The organism is Halobacteriovorax sp. XZX-3, assembly GCF_043196495.1.
In the GTDB taxonomy this organism is placed as follows: domain Bacteria; phylum Bdellovibrionota; class Bacteriovoracia; order Bacteriovoracales; family Bacteriovoracaceae; genus Halobacteriovorax_A.
Genome location: NZ_JBEBMO010000002.1, coordinates 681,590 through 700,172, shown reverse-complemented (window position 1 = coordinate 700,172; position 18,583 = coordinate 681,590). Strand labels below are relative to the sequence as shown.

Below are 18,583 nucleotides of genomic sequence, written 5' to 3'. Positions count from 1 at the left end.
CTTAACTTAATCTGGCAAGTTTACGTCCAAAATACAAAACCAATTGGATGACTAAGACGCTCAAGAATGCACTTATTCCAAGTGCTCCACCATAACCTTTAAGGTGCGGAACAAGGTATTGAAAAAAAAGAGCAAAGAAAACTGAACCAATGACAATAGTATAATTATGCATTTTTGTGGGACAGCTCATTCCAACAAAAGTAGAACCAAAGAATATCACGGCCATCATTTCGTAGTTAGGAACTGTAAGATATAAAATTGCGTAGGCAATTATTGTTAAAAGAGCGGAAGCTCTAATGGCCCCAAACTTCTTTAGACGAGACAGATGAAAAGTCGAAAGCGCACCAATAAGAGAAACTCCAATTGCGGTTATCATATAATACTCCCCTTGATAAAGAAGAATAAAGCAACGCTAACAAAGGCAATTGTTCCAAGCTTTCCACCAAAACCTTGAAAGATTCTTAAAGTATAAAAATATAAAATTGCACCAATGAGAGAGATCCCAAGAATTTCCCAGTAATTAGTCACTAACTCACTTGAGCACATTCCTGCAAAGCTTCCACTATAGACCGCTGCTTGCAATGTCATTCTCATTGGAATGAGACCTGCAATCAAACCTACAGAAGCGGAGGCCAAGACTGGAGACCAGCCTAGTTGTGAATGTAAGAGGAAACAAAAAAGGCATCCTAAAAAGAATGCCCCAAATTTGTATAAAAATTGTATTCTCATGCCCATCTATCTTAGAGCAATGATCTTAGTTTTCCAATACGTAATGGAAAACAAGTGGTGCAACGATTGTCGCATCAGATTCGATAATGAACCTTGGAGTCTTTGAAGATAGTTTCCCCCAAGTGATTTTTTCATTTGGAACAGCACCTGAGTACGAACCATAACTTGTAGTCGAATCAGAGATCTGGCAGAAGTATGACCATAGAGGAACATCATCTTCCATATCTTGGTTAAGCATTGGAACAACACAAATTGGGAAGTCTCCCGCGATCCCTCCTCCAATTTGGAAGAAGCCGATTCCGCCATCTCCACAATTTTCAGGGTACCACTTAGCAAGGAACATCATATATTCGATACCATTCTTAACAAGAGAAGGCTCAAGCTCTCCTGTTAAGCAGTATGAAGCAAAAATATTTGCTGTCGTTGAATCTTCCCAACCTGGAACGATAATTGGAAGGTTCTTTTCACAAGCGGCCATAACCCAAGAATTTGCAACATCTGTTTCAAACTCTTTTGCAAAGTCTTCACGACGAAGAATTCGATATAGGAACTCGTGAGGAAAAAGTCTCTCCCCTGCTTTAGCAGCGTTTGACCACTCTTCAAAAAGATATTTTTGTAACTTTCTAAATGCAGTCTCTTCTGGAATACATGTATCTGTTACGCGGTTGAAACCTTGAGCAAGTAGCTCTTCTTCCTCTTCAGGACTTAGGTCTCTGTAGTTTGGAATACGCTTGTAGTGGTTATATGCGATTAAGTTCATGATATCTTCTTCAAGGTTTGCACCAGTACAAGAGATAATTTGGACTTTATCTTGGCGGATCATTTCAGCAAGAGAAACCCCAAGTTCGGCCGTACTCATGGCACCAGCAAGAGTGATCATCATCTTCTTCCCACTCTTTAAATGATCAACATATGCCTTTGATGCATCAACAAGTGAAGCGGCATTAAAGTGACGATAGTTGTTGCTAAAAAATTGGGCCATTGTGCTCATAATAATTCTCCAGAGAAAGCCTAAATAGAACGAGACTTATTACACCACAATATAGATCCAAGTCTACATAAATTAGTCAAAAATATTGTAATTAGAAGAGTACATGAGCCCTACCACACTATTATCAGAAGTACTGTCTTGTTTCTGGTAGTAAAGGCCAAAAATTGGGCTAGCTTTTCGATTGGAAAGCTTAAATCCAAGCGAAGCTTCATACGTTCGAGAGATACTGCTCGGTAAGTCTTCCGTAACACGATTCTCTATCTCACGGTATTGAAGGCCAAATAAAAATGAGTAAGTTGTTCCTTTGTAAAATTTAGACATCGTATATTCAGGAGTACTCAATCCAAATTTAAGCCATATATCATCTGAAAAGTTATTTCGATTTTGCTCTTGGTTCGGATCAAAAGAAATAATATCTTTAGAAATATCATAGAATATTTCAAATGAAGGCGACCAACTATCTGATGATAAGTAACTGTAGCCAATATTTAATCCCGTATTACTCTTATAACTCGGTTTACTTACAACTCTATTAAATACGGCCGGATCTGCATCAACACGAGAAAAGCTCTCCTGAGTACTTGATGAAGAATATTTGATCCCAGGAAAGAGAACCGAAGCACTCAAAAAGTGCTTCCTTTCGATATAAGATGCACTTAAAAGAGTGTTAATAATAATATACTTTGTTCGATCATTTACTGTTTCAAGATATTCGCTACCAGCAATATTCCCATAGAAAGTAGCAAATGTTTTTGAAGACTGAATATCAAGACTACCAGAAAAACCGACGGCGAATTTATCATTTAGCTTCTTTGCTGCGCTAATTCCAAGCACAGTTTCTTCGGCCTGAATATCTGCACTTCCTTTAAATTCATTCGTACTAAAATTGATCGTTCCATTATTTGTTCCACTATAGGTAACAAAATTCGTGAATGTTATGCCAAAGAAGTCCCCTGCAAAACCTGTGAAATAAGGAATGAACTGACTCTCAAAATCGCTACCAGCTGTTCCCTCTACATCAATATCTTGTCTAGCGTACATGAGGCCAAAATAAATTTTAATCTCATCGTGTTTGAGGTAGGCCGTGGCCGATGGAAATACCAAGGCCGCGCCTATGTCACCAGGACGTGCAGTTGTATTTCCAAGAAATCCTGCTTCATGACCAATTGGTAAGGAGAATACATTAAATGAAATAAGTATAAGTATGAGAAATCTAGTGAAATACATAGGAAAAATTAAATCACCCTAAGTAAATAAAGTCTATTCCTATAAAAAATGAACTTAATCGTTGATATTAACTTTAGTTTGATGTATCAAACCATAGTTCAAACAAGCAACCAATCTTACTAACAAAGGATATAATATGTTAAAAAGATCTATCTTACTGATTTCATTAGGCTTAGGTATGAATGCCACTGCTGCTACAACTGCGCAGTCAGTAATTGAAGCTTACTCAAATCTTGTTTATAAAACTTACTCAGAGTCTCTTGATAAGGCGATTGTACTTCAGGAAGACGTCGAATTCTTCATCTCTAACCCTGGGGTAATGACTCTTGAGATGGCAAGAGAGTCTTGGAGACAAGCAAGAGCTCCATATGGCCAATCAGAAGTTTTTAGATTCTACAATGGCCCTATTGATAGCGATGAAGGACCAGAAGGACTACTAAATGCATGGCCACTTGATGAAGCATATATCGACTATGTTGAAGGTGCACCTAATGCAGGTATCATAAATAATATTGCTGATTACCCAGTAATTAATAAAGAACTTCTTTCATCACTTAACGAACTTAACGGTGAGAAGAATGTTTCAACTGGTTACCACGCAATTGAATTCCTACTATGGGGACAAGATCTTTCTGTTGATGGTGCTGGCGACAGACCTCATACAGACTATGTAATTGGTCTTGGAAAGAACGCACAAAGACGAGCTGTATACCTTTCAACAGCAACAGATCTTTTAATAGATCACCTTCAAACACTTGTTGATGCTTGGGCACCAAATAAAGCTAACTATAGAGCTGAATTTGTAGCAAAAGATCAAAAAGAATCTCTTAATAATATTCTTTCAGGAATGATCTTCATGTCTGGTGATGAGCTTTCAGGTGAAAGAATGTTCGTAGCTTGGGAAACTCAAGGCCAAGAAGATGAGCACTCATGTTTCTCAGATATGACTCATATGGATATCCAGTGGAATTTCTGGGGTATTGCAAATGTACTTAAAGCAACAGGAATCCTAGCACTAACAGACAACACTGTTCTTGCAACTACAATTGATAACAGAGTTGCAAAGATCAATAAAATGCTAGCTGGTCTTCCTGTACCATTTGATCAAGCAATCCTTGACGAGAATGCAAGACCAGAAATCCTAGCTTCTATCGAAGAGATGGAACAACTTGCAATTGAGCTTGTAGAAATTTCTGAAGAACTTGAGACGCCAGTACAATGGTAAGAGCTCTCCTTCTTACATTTTTGTGCGTATTTAGTCTCAATACTTACTCCAGTGATAAGTTCCCGGCCGGTGCCGGGACTACACTGGACCTCTCAGTTAATGCTTTCTCACACCCTATGAGTGGGACACGTGGAATGTTAAGGCGTCAGTTTCAAGTAGGTAATAGCTTTTTTAAAGGAGCTTGGGTTACCTCACCTTCATCTACTCCATTAAGAGATGGCCTTGGTCCAATTTTTAATGCAACATCTTGTACAGCATGCCACCTACTTGATGGACGTGGACGAGGCCTTCCAGATGTTGACGGAAAAACTGATATCTCTCTTCTCTTTCGCTTAAAAAAAATTGGTGCTAATGGAGAAACCACTCCACATTCAAAATATGGAGATCAATTTCAACCTCACAGTATTGAAGGTGTTAAAGGCGAAGGTGAAGTCTTCGCTATGTTTGAAACCATAAAGGGCAACTTTGCTGATGGCCAAGCCTATGAACTTAAAAAACCAAATTACATCTTTAGAAAACTAGCTTATGGAAAATTAGGCAACAACACAATTGTCTCACCGAGAGTCGCTCCACAAATGATTGGACTTGGACTTCTTGAGAATATAAATGAAGAAGATATCCTTGCAGGAGCTGATCCCGAGGACTTAGATAATGACGGTATTTCAGGCCGTGCAAATTATGTCTTTTCAATAGTTGAACAAAGACAAACTCTTGGACGCTTTGGCTGGAAAGCTTCACGTCCAAACCTGCTAGAACAAAATGCTGCAGCTTTTAATGGTGATCTCGGTATAACAAGTTCCCTCTTTCCAACTGAGGAGTGTAGTCTTGTCCAAATTGACTGCCTAGAGAAACAAACACAGCAAGATATCTCTAATGAACTTTTAGATAAAGTTACACTTTATACGCAATTAATTTCTGTCCCAGTAAGAAGAGATTTCAATAGTCCGAGTGTATTAAATGGTAAAAAAGTCTTTCATCAAATAAATTGTCAAGCATGCCACAGACCTGAGTTTACAACAGGTACAAATTCGAAATTTGAAGTATTAAATAATCAAAAAATCTACCCATATACAGATATGCTACTACACGACATGGGTGATGAATTGGCCGATGATACTCGTTCATATCAATTTGAAGCTAAGGCCACGACAAGAGAATGGCGTACTCCGCCACTCTGGGGACTTGGCCTTGTAAAAACAGTCAATGGTCATACTCGCTATCTTCATGATGGACGAGCACGTAATTTACAAGAGGCCATACTCTGGCATGGTGGAGAGGCCAAGCAAGCAAAGAATAATTTTATAAAGTTAACAAAGAAAGATCGTAACGATCTCATTAAATTTCTTAGGAGTTTGTAATGAAGAAACTAATTCTATTAGTAACACTTCTATCGAGTCCGGCCATTGCTCAAATATGGCCACTACCAACAGGCACTACTTACCTTGTAAAAGGTACTGGTTATGATTGTGGAACATTCATTAGTCGTTATAAAGTTGAATATACAACGACTCCAAAACTTTTTTCAGATGCAGGAATTAACTTTGATCTTTTAACGGCAGATAGTGACCTAAATGTTTTCTCAATTGAGTCATCTTGGGTAACGACATCAGGTCAGACTTGTAACTTCGGCCTCTTCTTTAATCGTGCCAGAGAGACAAGAACATTAGAGCTTGATTATACAAAATCAATGACAGATGGGGATGCAAGTAAATGTGTCGCAAATGAAGAGCTACTAAAGAGCAAGCTTCAATCATCAGCTTATGAAGCATCAAAAAGAGGTATTCGCTATATAGCCGTAGATATTCTGAATGAAAAAACTGAAGTCTGCGACGGAGAGCGTGTTAGGCTAATTTTTGATAGACGAGCTAACTAATAATCGGTGGCACTAATGTGCCACTACGCTCTTTTAAGTGGAAGAGTGAACACAAAACGAGTTAAAAAAGAGTCTTCATCAAGGTAAAACTCCCCTCCATGTTTTTCGATATTACTTTTTGAAATACTAAGACCTAATCCCGTTCCCCTATTCTTCTTCTTTGTTGTAAAGAAAGGCTCCATTATTTTAGCTTTTATATCATCAGGGATACCTCGACCTGTATCTGTAATCGAAACTTCAACATAGTCCTTATCATAATTTCTAATTGGTACTGCCTTAAGATTAATTCGTCTTTCACCATTTACCTTAATAAGTTCATCAAATGAATTATTAATGAGATTTAGAAGTACTTGTGCGACCTGCACGACAGAGCCATTGATAATAATCGATTCATCTACATTAATGTTGAATTCAATATCATTTTCTTTAAATTTCTCATAACAAAGTGACGTTACATCCTCAACTGCTTCAATAAGGTGGAAGTCTTCAAATCGTGACTTGTCTCCATCTTTTGCGAGATGCTTTAGGCCTTTGATGATCTTTGAAATCCTAAATGCCGTGCTTGAAATACGCCCAGCATTTTTCTTGATACTTTCGAGACCGGTTCTTTGAGAAATTCGATTAGCACTTAAATCAATAATCGTGAGAGGATTATTAATTTCATGAGCAATACCACTTGCCATCTCACCAATCGATGCCAGTCTCGCCGAGTTAATAATTTGAGATTGCTGCTGAACAAGCTGTACAGTTCGGTCATGGACATTTCTTTCCAGTTTCTCATTCACTTTAATAAGCGAATCTTTATAACTGCGCTGTTTTTCGAAGAAATAAAGTAAAATAAAAAAGAAAATACAAAGACAAACAAAACAAGCAAAAACAACGAGAAGTTCTGACTTATACTCATGATAGAATTGGAAAAAGCTAGACGAGTAACTAATGATCTTAGAGTTTTCCGGCAATTTATTGATATTAATCTTATATCTCTTTAGCTGATCCAGATCAAAAACAAGATCATTAATAGAATGAGTTATGATAGGAATTTCTGAAATTTTCTTCTCTCCATAGATGTACTCATCGGCCATACGAGCGATTTCTCGGCCATAGGCCCTACCATCAGAGAGATTTCCCCCAACAATCCCTTTATTAAGTAGGAACTTTAGAAAACCATAGATTGGTTGCTTAGAGTACTTGCTAAGAGTCCTAATATTTTCATCGAATTTGAAGTACTTTCCATCACGATCTCTAGCATAAACTCCAAAGAGAACAATTGAATCATCTTCAAAATGCTTGGCCATTTCATAGATTTCTTCCATATTGTAATTTTCAAGATAGATAACTTTTTGCTTTAGCTGCATTTTTTCAAATGAGCTCTCAAATTGTTTTTTAAGATAGCGACCAGAGGGAGAAAACTGCGTATTTATCACATATATCTTAGTGGCAGTTGGATTAATTTTCAGAGCACCCTTAACTGTAGGTATCACATCAAATGTTTCAACAACTCCAGTAAAGTTCTTTTCAGTTCGGTAGATATCACGCTTAAACTTATCATAGCCATTTACACCACTAAAAATAATGGGAGCATCATTGAAAATCTCTCTTCGATACTTGATTGCAAAATCAAAGGCATAATCATCAGTTGTTACAATTAAATCAATTTTATGAGAGCTAAATTTTGTCGCGTAGAGTTCTGCTAAGGCTTCATCATAATCGCGTCCAAAAAATCTTTTAGAATCCATATACTCTGTATAAAAATTCATTGAATATTTATGACGACTCTGTAAGTGAAAACGAAAGGAGCTATCAATTTCTTCCGTCCAAATATTCCCTTTTTCATATGAGTGGAGCATAAGAATATCATAAGAACCTGCCGCACTAGTAAGTGAAGAAATAAGAATAAATAAAATGAAAATTAGTCGATAGACGGCCTTAAGTAAAATCATTCTAAATAAATATCACTTAATCTTCGTATTGTAATCAGTTATTTAGGCAGTTGGTAGCTGAATAACGAAACGGGTGTTAGGGCTCGACCTATCCACGAAGATACGGCCTTTATGATGCTCAATTATATTCTTACAAATACTTAGACCTAGTCCAGTACCTCTTTGATCAACCTTAGTTGTAAAGAATGGCTCCATGATTCTTTCAAAGATCTCTTCAGAAATTCCTTTTCCAGAATCTGTCACTGAAATTTCAACGATATCCTTTTCTTTTCTTCCTTCGAGCTTGATCCAGCGCTCACTGTCTCCCTGAACTAATTCATCAAAAGAATTATTGAGAAGGTTCAAAACCACTTGTGAAATCTGTACTGGTGCCCCATGAACCTTTAGGTTCTCGTCGACATCAATCTTAAAGTGAATTTCGTTCTCTTTAAATCTTGCCTGACAAATTGAAATGACATCTTCAATAGCAACCTTAATATTCACGAGTTCACTAGTTAGACTAGCATCCTCTTTGGCCAGTTGCTTGAGTCCTTTAATAATTTTTGAAATACGATCAACAGTTAGTTTGATTTTTTCTGCCGACTTTAAGACAACTTCATTATCTGACAATTGAATAATTCGATAAGCACTTAAATCAATGATTGTTAGTGGGTTATTAATTTCATGAGCGATCCCACTTGCCATCTCTCCAATCGAAGCAAGCTTTGCAGAATTGATAAGTTTCGACTGCTGCTCAATTAACTGTCTTGTTCTTTTTTCAACTCTATCCTCTAATTGTTCATTGATTCGAAGAACTTCTTTCTTATGCTTCTTTTGTTGCTCAAAATGATAAGCAAGAACAACTAAACTAATAAATAAACACGCAAAAGAAAAAAGAATAAACCAAAACTCGAAAGTATACTCTTCATAGAAGCGCAGCAATTTATTATTACGATTTATAATTTGTGAATTAACTGGTAGCTTATGGAAATCAAGACCAAATTTAACAATTTTAGCGTAATCAAAAATAGCTGGTGCCTCGACATCCTCAACTATAGCAATCGAATTAATGTCTTCACCAGCAATAATCTGATTAGCAATTAAAGCTGCTTTCTTCCCGTAGAGCTCACCACTTGTAAAATATCCACCAGTCAGGCCGTAAGGCAAATAGTATTTCAAGAAACCATAAATTGGCACGTTTGAGCGCCTTGCTAACTCACCAAGGTTTTTTTCAAAGTCTAAAAAATTTCCATCACGATCACGAGAAAAACCGCCATAAAGAGCAAACGAACCTTTTTCTAATTTTTCAACTTTCTTATAAAGGCTATCTGCTGATATATCCTCTAGGTATTCAACTTTATCTGCGAGTCCTAACTTGGAAATTGATTTTTGAAACTCTTTCTTTAAGTACTTACCTGATGGTGTATGAATCGTATTAATTACATAGAATTTTTTAGCTTTTGGATGCAGGCTTTGAGAAAGCTCGAGCATTTTATCAATTTTGAAACTCTCAACGAGTCCGGTGTAATTTTTTTCGAGTCGATATTTCTGTTTAAATTCATCACTGTAGCCGTTAACACCGGTAAAAATAATCTGACTATTTTGAAAAAGTTTGTCTCGATACTTCATGGCAAAGGCAAACGCATTGTCATCTGAAGTAATAATTAATTTAATATTTCGATCGGAGTACTTTATTGAGAATAGATTATAGAGCCTCTCACCATAGTCTCGCCCGTAGAATCGCTTAGAGTCCATATACTCTGTATAAACATCTAAGTGATTGCTTTCACTATGAAGGTTTTTCTTAATCGACTGATCAATAAGATCTGTCCAAATACTATCTCGAGAGTAAGAGTGCAGTATAAGCACCTCGTACTTATCCATCGCTAAGCTTGGAAAGATTGATAGGAAAAACGTGAATGTTAAAATTAATGCCCTGGCCCAGTTCACAACTTTATAATTAACATTTTATCGCTAAAATGTATTGATAAAATTTATCGATTTAGCAATAAATCTTCATAAAGCGCTGAAATCACACTATGGAATTAAGTAAAAATTAACCTCAATATCATCATGCACAGTTGCGATCCATATCGATGGATCCGGGATTTCGAGCTTCTTTAAAGACAGTACAGATTTTCCAACCAGTGAGATTTTACCATCTGCAGCAATATTTTTTTCAATGAAAATATCCACAGAATGTTTCTTATTTCGAACCTCTATAATTCCCGAATTTAACTCACCTAGTCTAACCGGTCCAGGAATACGAACAATAATATAAGGATTCTGATTCACTTCAAGACACTTCTCATACATTTTCTCATTACGAAACTCATTATCTGTATCTAATTCTTTGGCATCGATTTTAATTGAAATATCTTTGTATCTTCCATTTTTATTTTTTTTATACGTAATACTAGCGACTTTAACGACACCTTGAAAATCAGTAGTTATCACACCGGCCTTTGTCGACGACATATTAAATATGATTCGATTTTGAGCATTGAGTGCCTGCTCAAAGCTTTCATACTTCAAGCTCAACTGTGATGCTGAAATATTACTTACTTGTAAAAAAATTAAAATAAAAACGATTTTATAATATTTCATATAAACCTCATGAGAAAATAATTCTGAAAAGACCTTTTAATGGAGTATGTATATTTCCAATGATTCCGATGAAAGTATCTCTTCTTTTTTTACTATGATTCAAAAATTTTGCAATAAGCTCAACCAACCATGAACGGCGGATCAGCCACTGGAAGCCAATATTAAGAAATGTTTTTTCACGAAAGTATTTCTCTTTCTTGTACTTATAAACTTGTAATGAAGAGTTATAATCAAAACAAACTTTTGAAATATTGATACTTTCGAAAAGCATATTCGCTGTTAATAAAGCATTAAAGATACCTTCTCCAGTAATTGGGTCAATAAAGCCTGCGGCATCACCAATTAGGGCCACATTATTTCCAATAACATCTCTTACACTGTGCTCAATTGGAAAACTTGTATGGATCTTATTTTCTTCGTCTAGTGTAACCCCTAGCTCATCTTTAATACTTTCAAGATAATACTTGAAAGCATTGCGTGCACTTCCATATTTCTTGATTTCATCAGCTCCACAAACAAGAGAGAGATTTAATTCAAAATTCGAGATAGGATCAACACCAAGGTAGCTTCCCTTTTCGAAGATAAACATTTGTCCCTTTCTTACTGGAACTTTACCTGTATTGAGCCAAGCATGTAGAGCGATACGTTTTTTTGAATTAGGCAATTGAAGATTTAAATATCGTGCAACAATTGAGTTGCGCCCATCTGCACCGACGAGAAGTCGAGAATAATATATATCACCAACAACTGTCTCAACTCTCCAATATGTTCCTAAATACTCCATACTTACAACACTTTGATTAAGTCGAAAGTCTGCACCGCTTTCAGTTGCGAGATTTACCAATCTTTGATCGAGAATCTTACGATTAACACTGACACCAAAATTTTTCTTTCCGCCCTCACTCATAGGGAATGTACTGTTAACACTGCTGCCTTTTGGTGTATGTATCACCATACCATCAAGGGGCAAGAAGTCTTTATAAACAGATTGTAGGTTTAGATTATCAAGGAGTTTCACACCTTGAGGACAAAGATATTCGCCGCATACTTTACGACCGATATCTTTATTTCTTTCAAGAATCAGTACTTTTGAATTTTGTTCAGCAAGCAAGTGGCCAAGTAGTGCCCCTGCGGGACCACCACCAACAATGAGTACATCGTAAATATTCATTTCCACTCCTCAACGATCTCCTTAAGAGATGCATTACTTAAATAAAGAGTTGGTAGAACAAAAAGATCAAAAATCATTCCACAGAATAAAATGAAAGATAAATTCACACCAAATTCTCTAATAGGTAAAAAGTCATATATTCCAAATAATAAGAATGCGATAATTAAAGTTAATGAGCTTGTCAGAATAGGCTTAACAATTGTTTCGACATATACATCAAAGTTCCCCCTTCTTTGGTCAAAGAAATGAAGTAGATGAAATGTACTATCCACGACAATTCCAAGCCCCACACTATATGTCATGACGGTTGCAATATTTAGAGACATTCCCATGATATTTAGAAACCCCAGAGATAATCCTAGAGGCATTGTGTTAACCAAAATAAAGATAGCAAATAGTTTTAGCTGTCGTAAGAAGACAACTGCAATTGTTGCCATGACAATGAGACTCAGTAAAAAGCTTTTTGAAAGAGTATGCACCATTGCTTTTTGAGAAATCATTAAATTATAGTATAGGCCATCGAGGCGAAAGCTTCTATCGCCTACAATCCCCTTTACTTTATTTAATAAAATTTCATATTGATCAACATTTAAAGGAGTTCCAAGTAGTGTGATTTTATATTGTGAGTCTATTGGGTAAGCTTCCCTGATACCTTCAGCAGCTTTTGAATATAGCGTAGCATAGGCGAATTGATTATCCGGTAGAGAATAACTTCCACTATACGCTTCATTTATTTTTCTAACAACAAGGTTTCGAGATAATACTCTTACACCATGAACTGCCCCTAACTCATCTTCAACTTGTGTAAGCTTTATTAACTCCTCATATGATAGATCTCCCATACCAATCTCTAAAAGAGGTACACCTCCTGCTAAAACAGCGATGTCATTAAAACTCTTTGCAATATTAGTCTCCCTTGGGAAATACTTAGTTGCATCAGTTACGATAGCAACATTTTTACCACCCCAAACTCCTAAGAGAATTGAAAAAAAACTAATGATCATGAAAGAGAGGGCCGAAAAACTTTTTCGTGGATATTTTTTTAGAATGACTCCCTTAGCTTCATTGAGCTTTAATAAGCCTTCAACACTAAGTAACCAAATAATTGAAAGCAAAGAGCTCAATAAAATCATGATGCTACTTAGTAGTCCAAAGATGCGGATAACATAAATCTCACTCACATATAATGAAAGGAAGCCTATGAAAGTTGTAATAAGCATAAGTGCTATTGGGCGAATTTTATGCTTTAGCGCCTTAGATAAAGAACCTTCCTTTCTGGCAGAGAAATAAATGTGTTGTCCAAGAGAAAGGATAATCACAAATGTCATCAGCGGTACAATTGAAGTCACCATATTCATAGTGCCAAAAAAATACTTAATAGCACTAAGGCCAAAAAGTGCACTAAAGAGACATGGGATAAAAAGTACAATTGTCGTGAGGAAGTTTTTAATAAATACAAATAAAAGCAAGAATGAAAATATAAATAAAATCGGAAAAAGTCTTTCTTGAACAAGAGCTGAAGATTTATCTAGATGATAATTTGTATACTCATGGCCAGCACAGAAGAAACGATTTTCATCTTCCACTCTTCTGATAACTTCTTTTAGTTGGTTTTTTTCACCATTATTAAAAATAAGCAGCCCCATGCGATTTGCTGAAATGAGTTCTGCTTTTGCAAGTGTCCCCTTTTGTAATTCAATTTCTAATTCATGGCGATCTTTAACAAGATTATGAGGATAAACAAAGTAGCATTCATCACGACATATCTTCTCAAGCTCTTTACCGAAGTTTTCGAGACTTGAATACGCTTCAAGACTCGCCACTTCATTTGTATAAACGACTAGCGAATCTACTTCTGGGTAATCTTGCTGAAATGCCTTAAACTGTTCTATCCCCTTATCTGTTAAGAAGATTGACTCAGGATTCTTTTGTTTTAAATCCTTTGTATAAAACAACATTCCAGCGAAGCCCCCTAGAAATAGGATAATAAATAGAGATCTGAAGATCGCTTTTATTATGACCTCCACTCTAAAAGAATACTTTGGGCCATAAAGCCTGGTCCAAATGTCAACATATAACCGCGTTGACCACTTTCAATAACTCTTTCTCTTGTAACCTTGTCAAAGATATGAAGAATTGTCGCAGATGACATATTCCCACAATTCTCAAGAACCCACTTAGACTCTGAAATATCTTTGTTATAATCACCAATATAGTCTTCAACCATTTGAATGATCTTCTTACCACCAGGGTGAAACATATAATTATCTATATCTTCAATCTTTAGGCCATTGCGCTCTAAAAACGGTAAGAAAATATTTTCAAAATTTCCTTCAATTGCACTTGGTACATCTTTATCTAAAACAATTTTAAGTCCTGAGTTAATTAGCTCAAATCCCATCAGGTATTCACCATGAGAAAAGTTATACATATCTGTATCGATAATATGAGCACCTTTACCTTCGCCACCTTTTAAAACAGCACAAGCAAAACCGTCAGAGAAAATTGCTGTTGAAACAAGATTGGCAGCATCAAGATCATTAAGTTGGAAAGTGATACTTGGTATTTCCATTGTTAAAACAAGTGCTGTTTTATCAGGATTGGCCTTTAAGAATTCATCTGCATAAATTAATGCCGACGTTCCTCCTGCGCATCCCATCTCTGTTACTGGCAAACGAACGACATCTTTTCGTAAACCAAATTCATTGACAAGATAAGCATCAACTGAAGGAATCATGAAGCCTGTGCAACTAGTTGTGATGATATAGTCAACTTCACTTGGGTCGATATTAGACTTTTCAAACGTTTGCTTTAGTAACCTCTTACCGTACTCAACCATTTTGTCCTTGTAGATATTATTCTTCTCTTCAAAACTTAAGTCTGAAAATACAGTCTCAAGATCGACAACCGCACTACGCTGATCTATTTTGGAGCCCTTAAATATTTTCAGGGCCTTACGTTTTGTCATTTCATCAACATTCTTCAGCCACAGGCGTTGGGCAGCTTCAATGATCTCTTCTGTTTTGTAAGTGTAATCTGGTTTATAAGTTTCCATGTGAACAATACGAGTCATTTGTTCCTCCTTTCGTAGAGAAAGAATCGTTCAAAACCTTAAATTTTGTAACTGGACGAAAGTCCTAATTCCAAATAAAATGTGTATTATCAGATAGATACAATATTTATACGACTAAGGTCCTAGAACTATGCTTAATAAACGTGAACGCCTAATTACTGGATTACTCTTCCTCTTTATCTCTCTTTTTCTTATTTTTGATATTTATGAGGACATCAGTGATGGCTCGACATATGAGCACGTTATCGAAGAAGGCATCATAATGTTCATAGGTCTCATCGGAACTGGTGTTCTATGGTTCAAGTGGCTATTTACAAAAAAAGAAAACTTAAGAATTAATTCAGACGTTACAAAGTTAAAATCTGACCTGGAAAGTTATAAACGAAAAACTCAAGATCTTTCACGCGGTCTCTCTGAAAAAATTAATGATCAATTAAATGAATGGGCATTAACAAAATCAGAGAAAGACATCTCACTTTTATTGTTAAAAGGCCTAACAATAAAAGAGATTGCTGATATTAGATCCACATCAGAGAAAACAATTAAGCAACACTGCACTAATATCTATAGTAAATCAAACCTCAGTGGACGTAGTGAATTATCGGCATTCTTTTTAGAGGATATTTTAGTCATTGATAGGTTATAATCACTATAGAAAAATAATCAAGAACAAGTGATCATGAATCTTACAGAGTTTAATGAAGAATTAGCAAAAACGAATAAATTAGTAATTATTGGACCAATGGCCCTAACATTGCCCTATATTATTAATTCTCCAATCATTTACGTTGATGGTGGCCTAAATCATAGGCCAAGTGACGATCATCCTTACCTTTCAGTTGGTGATAATGATTCAAATACAACTAGCGATAATCTTGATATAACGTTGGATGAAAACAAAGACTTTTCAGATCTAACTTACGCATTAACTCTTATCCCTGATAATATTACCGAAATAAAGCTCTTTGGATTTTTAGGAGGAAGACTAGATCATCAAATGGTGACTTTAGGCTCGATCCACCACTTTCTAAAAGAAAGAAAACACCAAACAAGGTGCCATTTTGAAAAGAAAATTATCGCAAACTCAAGCGGTAACTTCTCTTTTACACATGAAGGTATTTTTTCAATTCTTAGTCTTGAAGAACAAGAAATAACAATAAGTGGTGCTTGTGATTATCCCCTCAATGGCGATAAAGGAGTAAAAACTCTTAGTTGCCTTACTCTTTCGAATAAAGCCTACGGTGAAGTACATATAACATCTAAACACCCTATTTTTGTCTACTTACTAGATAAAGAAGTGCCAGGCAACAATGCCTAGCACTTTCAGTTTTTTTTAATGAGATGATTTCTCTTTTTCATCAGCAAATAGCTTAACAAAATTTTCTGTCGCATCGGAAACTTCAATTTTATGCGCCTTTTTCTCAGCACTTTTTGGTAGAGCGAGATAGAGAATTCCGTCTTGAAGTTGCGCCTGAACTTCACTTCGATTAATGAAATGAGGTACAGTTAAACTGCGCGAAATACGACGAGTCTCTCCACCACCATCTTCGAATAGTGTCTTACGTTCGGCTTCAATAGTAACTAGGCCATCATCGACTTGAATATTCAGGTCTTCTTTTTTTACCCCAGGCATATCAATGCTGAGTAAGTAAGCACTTTCAGTTTCCTTCATCTCTCCAAAGGCATTAGAATTTCCATTTCCTCGACCTTGCCAAATATCTTCAAGGCCAGAGATGATATCTCTAAACTCATTGTCAAAATTAGCACTACCGAAGAAATCAGAATTAAATACTGAGTTTTTTCGTGGGACAATCGAACGTCTAATCATGGTAATCTCCTTTAAGTTTCGTGTGTATCTTCTCTTATAGATGAGCCAATTTTATCACTGTAAAGGAGTCGGATAAACTTAAGATATTTTTAAATGCTTCAAATGAGAACTAAAGGACTTCATAACAATAAGATGAATAGGAGCTTGTGTGTAACAATAAATATACCAAGGAAGAGACGGTCGGAAATCATTGATTGAGACAAGCGTAAACTTACCATTGGCCACACTTCTAAATTCAAGCCATCCTGTATTAGTAGATGCACTTAACAATCCCCCAATAATATGAAACTTGGCCCTTCTTAAATTAGATTTATTCTCAATGTATTTAAGTGTTAACAATGGGGCCCTAATGCAAATAATATTAAAAGTAATATTTCCCCTATCTTCGTGAACATAGATAATGAATCTAATAAAACGCGGAAGCCACTTTATATAGGTACTTGCTAACTCTTTCATTTCAAGGTGACTAGGATTATCAAGACGTTGAATTGAACGAACAGTCCTCTCTTCTTTACGTCGTGCTACACGAGGTTTTCTCTTTGTCTTTTCAATTCTTACTAGATCAAGCATTTGATCATATGTTCGAATCTTTATTAAATTATCGATGTCACTGTCAATTTCAACTTTAGGTAGATGACATTTTAAACTATCAACCAATGGAGAAACTAATTCAATTTCTGATTCACCAAAAACACTAACCCACCACTTAGATAATTTTAAGTAATTAATCGGTACAGGAATCATTGGACAGAATTTTCTGAAACGCTTTGAAGTTTTTCGAATTAATTGTTCATAGGTTACATCTTCACCATTAACAATATTTATAATACGATTATAAAATCTGTCATCGCCAATAAGCTGAGTGATAACTCTTAATAAGTCATCGATAAATACCACTTGGGTGCGACTCTTAGTCCACTTTGGTAAAATCATAGCAGGTAAATTAATCACAAGATTTTTTAGAATTTCAAATGATGAGCCACCATCGCCAACGATCATACCTGCTCGTAAGAGCGTATAGGGAATTCCTGTCGACTTGAAAACTTCTTCAACTTCAAGACGACTTTTAAGATGTTCACTACTCTCACCCGTAGGTACTAAACCACCGAGATAGATAATATGTTTCACATTATTATGTAGGCATGCCTTTGCAAAATTATCTGCCAAGAGCAGATCTGTATCTCGAAAGCTTCCTTGAAATAACCTTGAAGAAGGCAGCATTGAATGAACGAGATAAATGGCGATATCGATATCTTTTAAAGCTTCTTTTGTACTATGATAAGAGAATAGATCCGTCTTAGAGAATTCAACTTTATCATCAGAATAAACTTCACTACGGCCTAAGGCCCTTACGAGATGCTTATCCTTAATCTTTTGAATGAGATTCCTACCAATAAATCCATTGGCCCCGGCAATTGCTATTTTCATAATGAACAACTATTTTCAATCATTTCTCTTTCGTCGTACGTAGAGTGTTTTCTTTACTCTGGCCACTTTCTTATTATATTTGTCGTAAATAAAAGTTTCAAAAACAGGAAGAACCTTTCTGGCTTCGCTTGCCTCTTGCTTAATCCTGTTCACTTCTTCCATCTTTATCTCGAACTCGGCCTTGACGATATCTTTGCCTGGACTTAAGAATTCGATTTCAGCAGCTTTATCCCAAATAATATGATCTTTACCAAGGTGAAAACTTAGTAAGAGCATATAGAATGGATCACACATAGAGTATAAGCTTCCGCCGAAGTGAACTCCAACATAATTAGTATTAAGAAATGTTTGTTTCATTTGAACACTGATCTTCGTGCGTTCATCGTTGATTGATAGAACTTTAATTCCTGCACCAAGGTAAGGAGGCCAATAATTTAATAATTTAATGGCCTTTTCTGGAGATATTTTTTGCCAAAAACTCATGCCACACCTTAAAATTCAACTAAATAATA

Annotated in this window: 18 protein-coding genes; 5 read left to right on the top strand and 13 right to left on the bottom strand. The window is 36.0% G+C overall.

Translation table 11 applies throughout. From position 1 onward, the window contains the following. Position 1 precedes the first annotated feature (1 nt). From ABMA70_RS13920 to ABMA70_RS13905, 4 genes are all read right to left on the bottom strand, one after another. Positions 2-376: a hypothetical protein gene (locus tag ABMA70_RS13920; RefSeq protein WP_103218174.1), complete on the bottom strand. Its 375-nt coding sequence runs from the start codon at positions 374-376 to the stop codon at positions 2-4. Continuing rightward, positions 373-594 (bottom strand): hypothetical protein, encoded by a 222-nt coding sequence (locus tag ABMA70_RS13915; RefSeq protein ID WP_199177547.1) that lies wholly within the window; start codon positions 592-594, stop codon positions 373-375. Before ABMA70_RS13915 ends, ABMA70_RS13920 begins: the two co-directional genes overlap by 4 nt. A gap of 160 nt (positions 595-754) precedes the next feature. Continuing rightward, a complete protein-coding gene (locus ABMA70_RS13910) occupies positions 755-1,720 on the bottom strand; it encodes a deoxyhypusine synthase family protein (RefSeq protein ID WP_103218176.1) in 966 nt (321 codons plus the stop codon). A gap of 72 nt (positions 1,721-1,792) precedes the next feature. Beyond that, entirely contained in the window at positions 1,793-2,947 is a 1,155-nt protein-coding gene (locus ABMA70_RS13905; RefSeq protein ID WP_103218177.1) for a hypothetical protein, read from the bottom strand. 136 nt (positions 2,948-3,083) lie between these two features. Between ABMA70_RS13905 and ABMA70_RS13900 the strand changes: the two genes are divergently transcribed. Genes ABMA70_RS13900 through ABMA70_RS13890 form a run of 3 tightly spaced genes read left to right on the top strand, consistent with a single transcriptional unit; the run spans position 3,084 to position 6,045 of the window. Beyond that, complete coding sequence (locus ABMA70_RS13900; RefSeq protein WP_392992651.1) at positions 3,084-4,172, top strand: imelysin family protein; 1,089 nt, start codon at positions 3,084-3,086, stop codon at positions 4,170-4,172. Then, complete coding sequence (locus ABMA70_RS13895; protein ID WP_392992653.1) at positions 4,166-5,530, top strand: di-heme oxidoredictase family protein; 1,365 nt, start codon at positions 4,166-4,168, stop codon at positions 5,528-5,530. The genes ABMA70_RS13900 and ABMA70_RS13895 overlap by 7 nt, the downstream gene beginning before the upstream one ends. Further along, positions 5,530-6,045, top strand: coding sequence for a hypothetical protein (locus ABMA70_RS13890; RefSeq protein ID WP_103218180.1), 516 nt, complete (start codon positions 5,530-5,532; stop codon positions 6,043-6,045). Before ABMA70_RS13895 ends, ABMA70_RS13890 begins: the two co-directional genes overlap by 1 nt. A 23-nt stretch (positions 6,046-6,068) precedes the next feature. Here ABMA70_RS13890 and ABMA70_RS13885 read toward each other — a convergent pair whose 3' ends face one another. The 6 genes from ABMA70_RS13885 to ABMA70_RS13860 form a co-directional block, all read right to left on the bottom strand. After that, a complete protein-coding gene (locus ABMA70_RS13885; protein ID WP_392992656.1) occupies positions 6,069-7,985 on the bottom strand; it encodes an ATP-binding protein in 1,917 nt (638 codons plus the stop codon). A 42-nt stretch (positions 7,986-8,027) separates the two neighbouring features. Further along, positions 8,028-9,833 (bottom strand): ATP-binding protein, encoded by a 1,806-nt coding sequence (locus tag ABMA70_RS13880; protein WP_392992659.1) that lies wholly within the window; start codon positions 9,831-9,833, stop codon positions 8,028-8,030. Between the two features lie 168 nt (positions 9,834-10,001). Further along, positions 10,002-10,571: a YceI family protein gene (locus ABMA70_RS13875; RefSeq protein ID WP_392992661.1), complete on the bottom strand. Its 570-nt coding sequence runs from the start codon at positions 10,569-10,571 to the stop codon at positions 10,002-10,004. Between the two features lie 7 nt (positions 10,572-10,578). Further along, a complete protein-coding gene (locus ABMA70_RS13870) occupies positions 10,579-11,742 on the bottom strand; it encodes an NAD(P)/FAD-dependent oxidoreductase (protein WP_392992664.1) in 1,164 nt (387 codons plus the stop codon). After that, on the bottom strand, positions 11,739-13,700 hold the full coding sequence (locus ABMA70_RS13865; RefSeq protein WP_392992666.1) for a hypothetical protein: 1,962 nt from the start codon (positions 13,698-13,700) through the stop codon (positions 11,739-11,741). Before ABMA70_RS13865 ends, ABMA70_RS13870 begins: the two co-directional genes overlap by 4 nt. A 56-nt stretch (positions 13,701-13,756) precedes the next feature. Next, positions 13,757-14,815, bottom strand: a complete 1,059-nt coding sequence (locus ABMA70_RS13860) for a type III polyketide synthase (protein WP_392992667.1) — start codon at positions 14,813-14,815, stop codon at positions 13,757-13,759. Positions 14,816-14,945: 130 nt separating this feature from the next. Here ABMA70_RS13860 and ABMA70_RS13855 point away from each other — a divergent pair, with 130 nt between their 5' ends. Beyond that, a complete protein-coding gene (locus ABMA70_RS13855) occupies positions 14,946-15,461 on the top strand; it encodes a helix-turn-helix transcriptional regulator (RefSeq protein WP_392992669.1) in 516 nt (171 codons plus the stop codon). Between the two features lie 33 nt (positions 15,462-15,494). Continuing rightward, positions 15,495-16,133 carry a hypothetical protein gene (locus tag ABMA70_RS13850; protein WP_392992671.1) on the top strand — a complete coding sequence of 213 codons (639 nt, stop codon included), beginning with the start codon at positions 15,495-15,497 and terminating at the stop codon, positions 16,131-16,133. 15 nt (positions 16,134-16,148) lie between these two features. Here the strand turns inward: ABMA70_RS13850 and ABMA70_RS13845 are convergent, their stop codons facing one another. The 3 genes from ABMA70_RS13845 to ABMA70_RS13835 all read right to left on the bottom strand — a co-directional run bounded on the left by ABMA70_RS13845 (position 16,149) and on the right by ABMA70_RS13835 (position 18,554). Next, positions 16,149-16,643 (bottom strand): Hsp20/alpha crystallin family protein, encoded by a 495-nt coding sequence (locus ABMA70_RS13845; RefSeq protein ID WP_103218189.1) that lies wholly within the window; start codon positions 16,641-16,643, stop codon positions 16,149-16,151. A gap of 78 nt (positions 16,644-16,721) precedes the next feature. Further along, positions 16,722-18,071 carry an NAD(P)H-binding protein gene (locus ABMA70_RS13840; RefSeq protein WP_392992674.1) on the bottom strand — a complete coding sequence of 450 codons (1,350 nt, stop codon included), beginning with the start codon at positions 18,069-18,071 and terminating at the stop codon, positions 16,722-16,724. Between the two features lie 15 nt (positions 18,072-18,086). Next, on the bottom strand, positions 18,087-18,554 hold the full coding sequence (locus ABMA70_RS13835) for a DUF4442 domain-containing protein (protein WP_392992676.1): 468 nt from the start codon (positions 18,552-18,554) through the stop codon (positions 18,087-18,089). Positions 18,555-18,583: the final 29 nt, after the last annotated feature.

Bases quoted from the DNA above. Each gene is read 5' to 3' on its own strand.
- ABMA70_RS13910 (WP_103218176.1), bottom strand. From the start codon at position 1,720: ATGAGCACAATGGCCCAATTTTTTAGCAACAACTATCGTCACTTTAAT.
- ABMA70_RS13900 (WP_392992651.1), top strand. From the start codon at position 3,084: ATGTTAAAAAGATCTATCTTACTGATTTCATTAGGCTTAGGTATGAAT.
- ABMA70_RS13895 (WP_392992653.1), top strand. From the start codon at position 4,166: ATGGTAAGAGCTCTCCTTCTTACATTTTTGTGCGTATTTAGTCTCAAT.
- ABMA70_RS13840 (WP_392992674.1), bottom strand. From the start codon at position 18,071: ATGAAAATAGCAATTGCCGGGGCCAATGGATTTATTGGTAGGAATCTC.
- ABMA70_RS13860 (WP_392992667.1), bottom strand. From the start codon at position 14,815: ATGACTCGTATTGTTCACATGGAAACTTATAAACCAGATTACACTTAC.
- ABMA70_RS13915 (WP_199177547.1), bottom strand. From the start codon at position 594: ATGAGAATGACATTGCAAGCAGCGGTCTATAGTGGAAGCTTTGCAGGA.
- ABMA70_RS13920 (WP_103218174.1), bottom strand. From the start codon at position 376: ATGATAACCGCAATTGGAGTTTCTCTTATTGGTGCGCTTTCGACTTTT.
- ABMA70_RS13870 (WP_392992664.1), bottom strand. From the start codon at position 11,742: ATGAATATTTACGATGTACTCATTGTTGGTGGTGGTCCCGCAGGGGCA.
- ABMA70_RS13885 (WP_392992656.1), bottom strand. From the start codon at position 7,985: ATGATTTTACTTAAGGCCGTCTATCGACTAATTTTCATTTTATTTATT.
- ABMA70_RS13865 (WP_392992666.1), bottom strand. From the start codon at position 13,700: ATGTTGTTTTATACAAAGGATTTAAAACAAAAGAATCCTGAGTCAATC.
- ABMA70_RS13855 (WP_392992669.1), top strand. From the start codon at position 14,946: ATGCTTAATAAACGTGAACGCCTAATTACTGGATTACTCTTCCTCTTT.
- ABMA70_RS13875 (WP_392992661.1), bottom strand. From the start codon at position 10,571: ATGAAATATTATAAAATCGTTTTTATTTTAATTTTTTTACAAGTAAGT.
- ABMA70_RS13850 (WP_392992671.1), top strand. From the start codon at position 15,495: ATGAATCTTACAGAGTTTAATGAAGAATTAGCAAAAACGAATAAATTA.
- ABMA70_RS13845 (WP_103218189.1), bottom strand. From the start codon at position 16,643: ATGATTAGACGTTCGATTGTCCCACGAAAAAACTCAGTATTTAATTCT.
- ABMA70_RS13835 (WP_392992676.1), bottom strand. From the start codon at position 18,554: ATGAGTTTTTGGCAAAAAATATCTCCAGAAAAGGCCATTAAATTATTA.
- ABMA70_RS13905 (WP_103218177.1), bottom strand. From the start codon at position 2,947: ATGTATTTCACTAGATTTCTCATACTTATACTTATTTCATTTAATGTA.
- ABMA70_RS13890 (WP_103218180.1), top strand. From the start codon at position 5,530: ATGAAGAAACTAATTCTATTAGTAACACTTCTATCGAGTCCGGCCATT.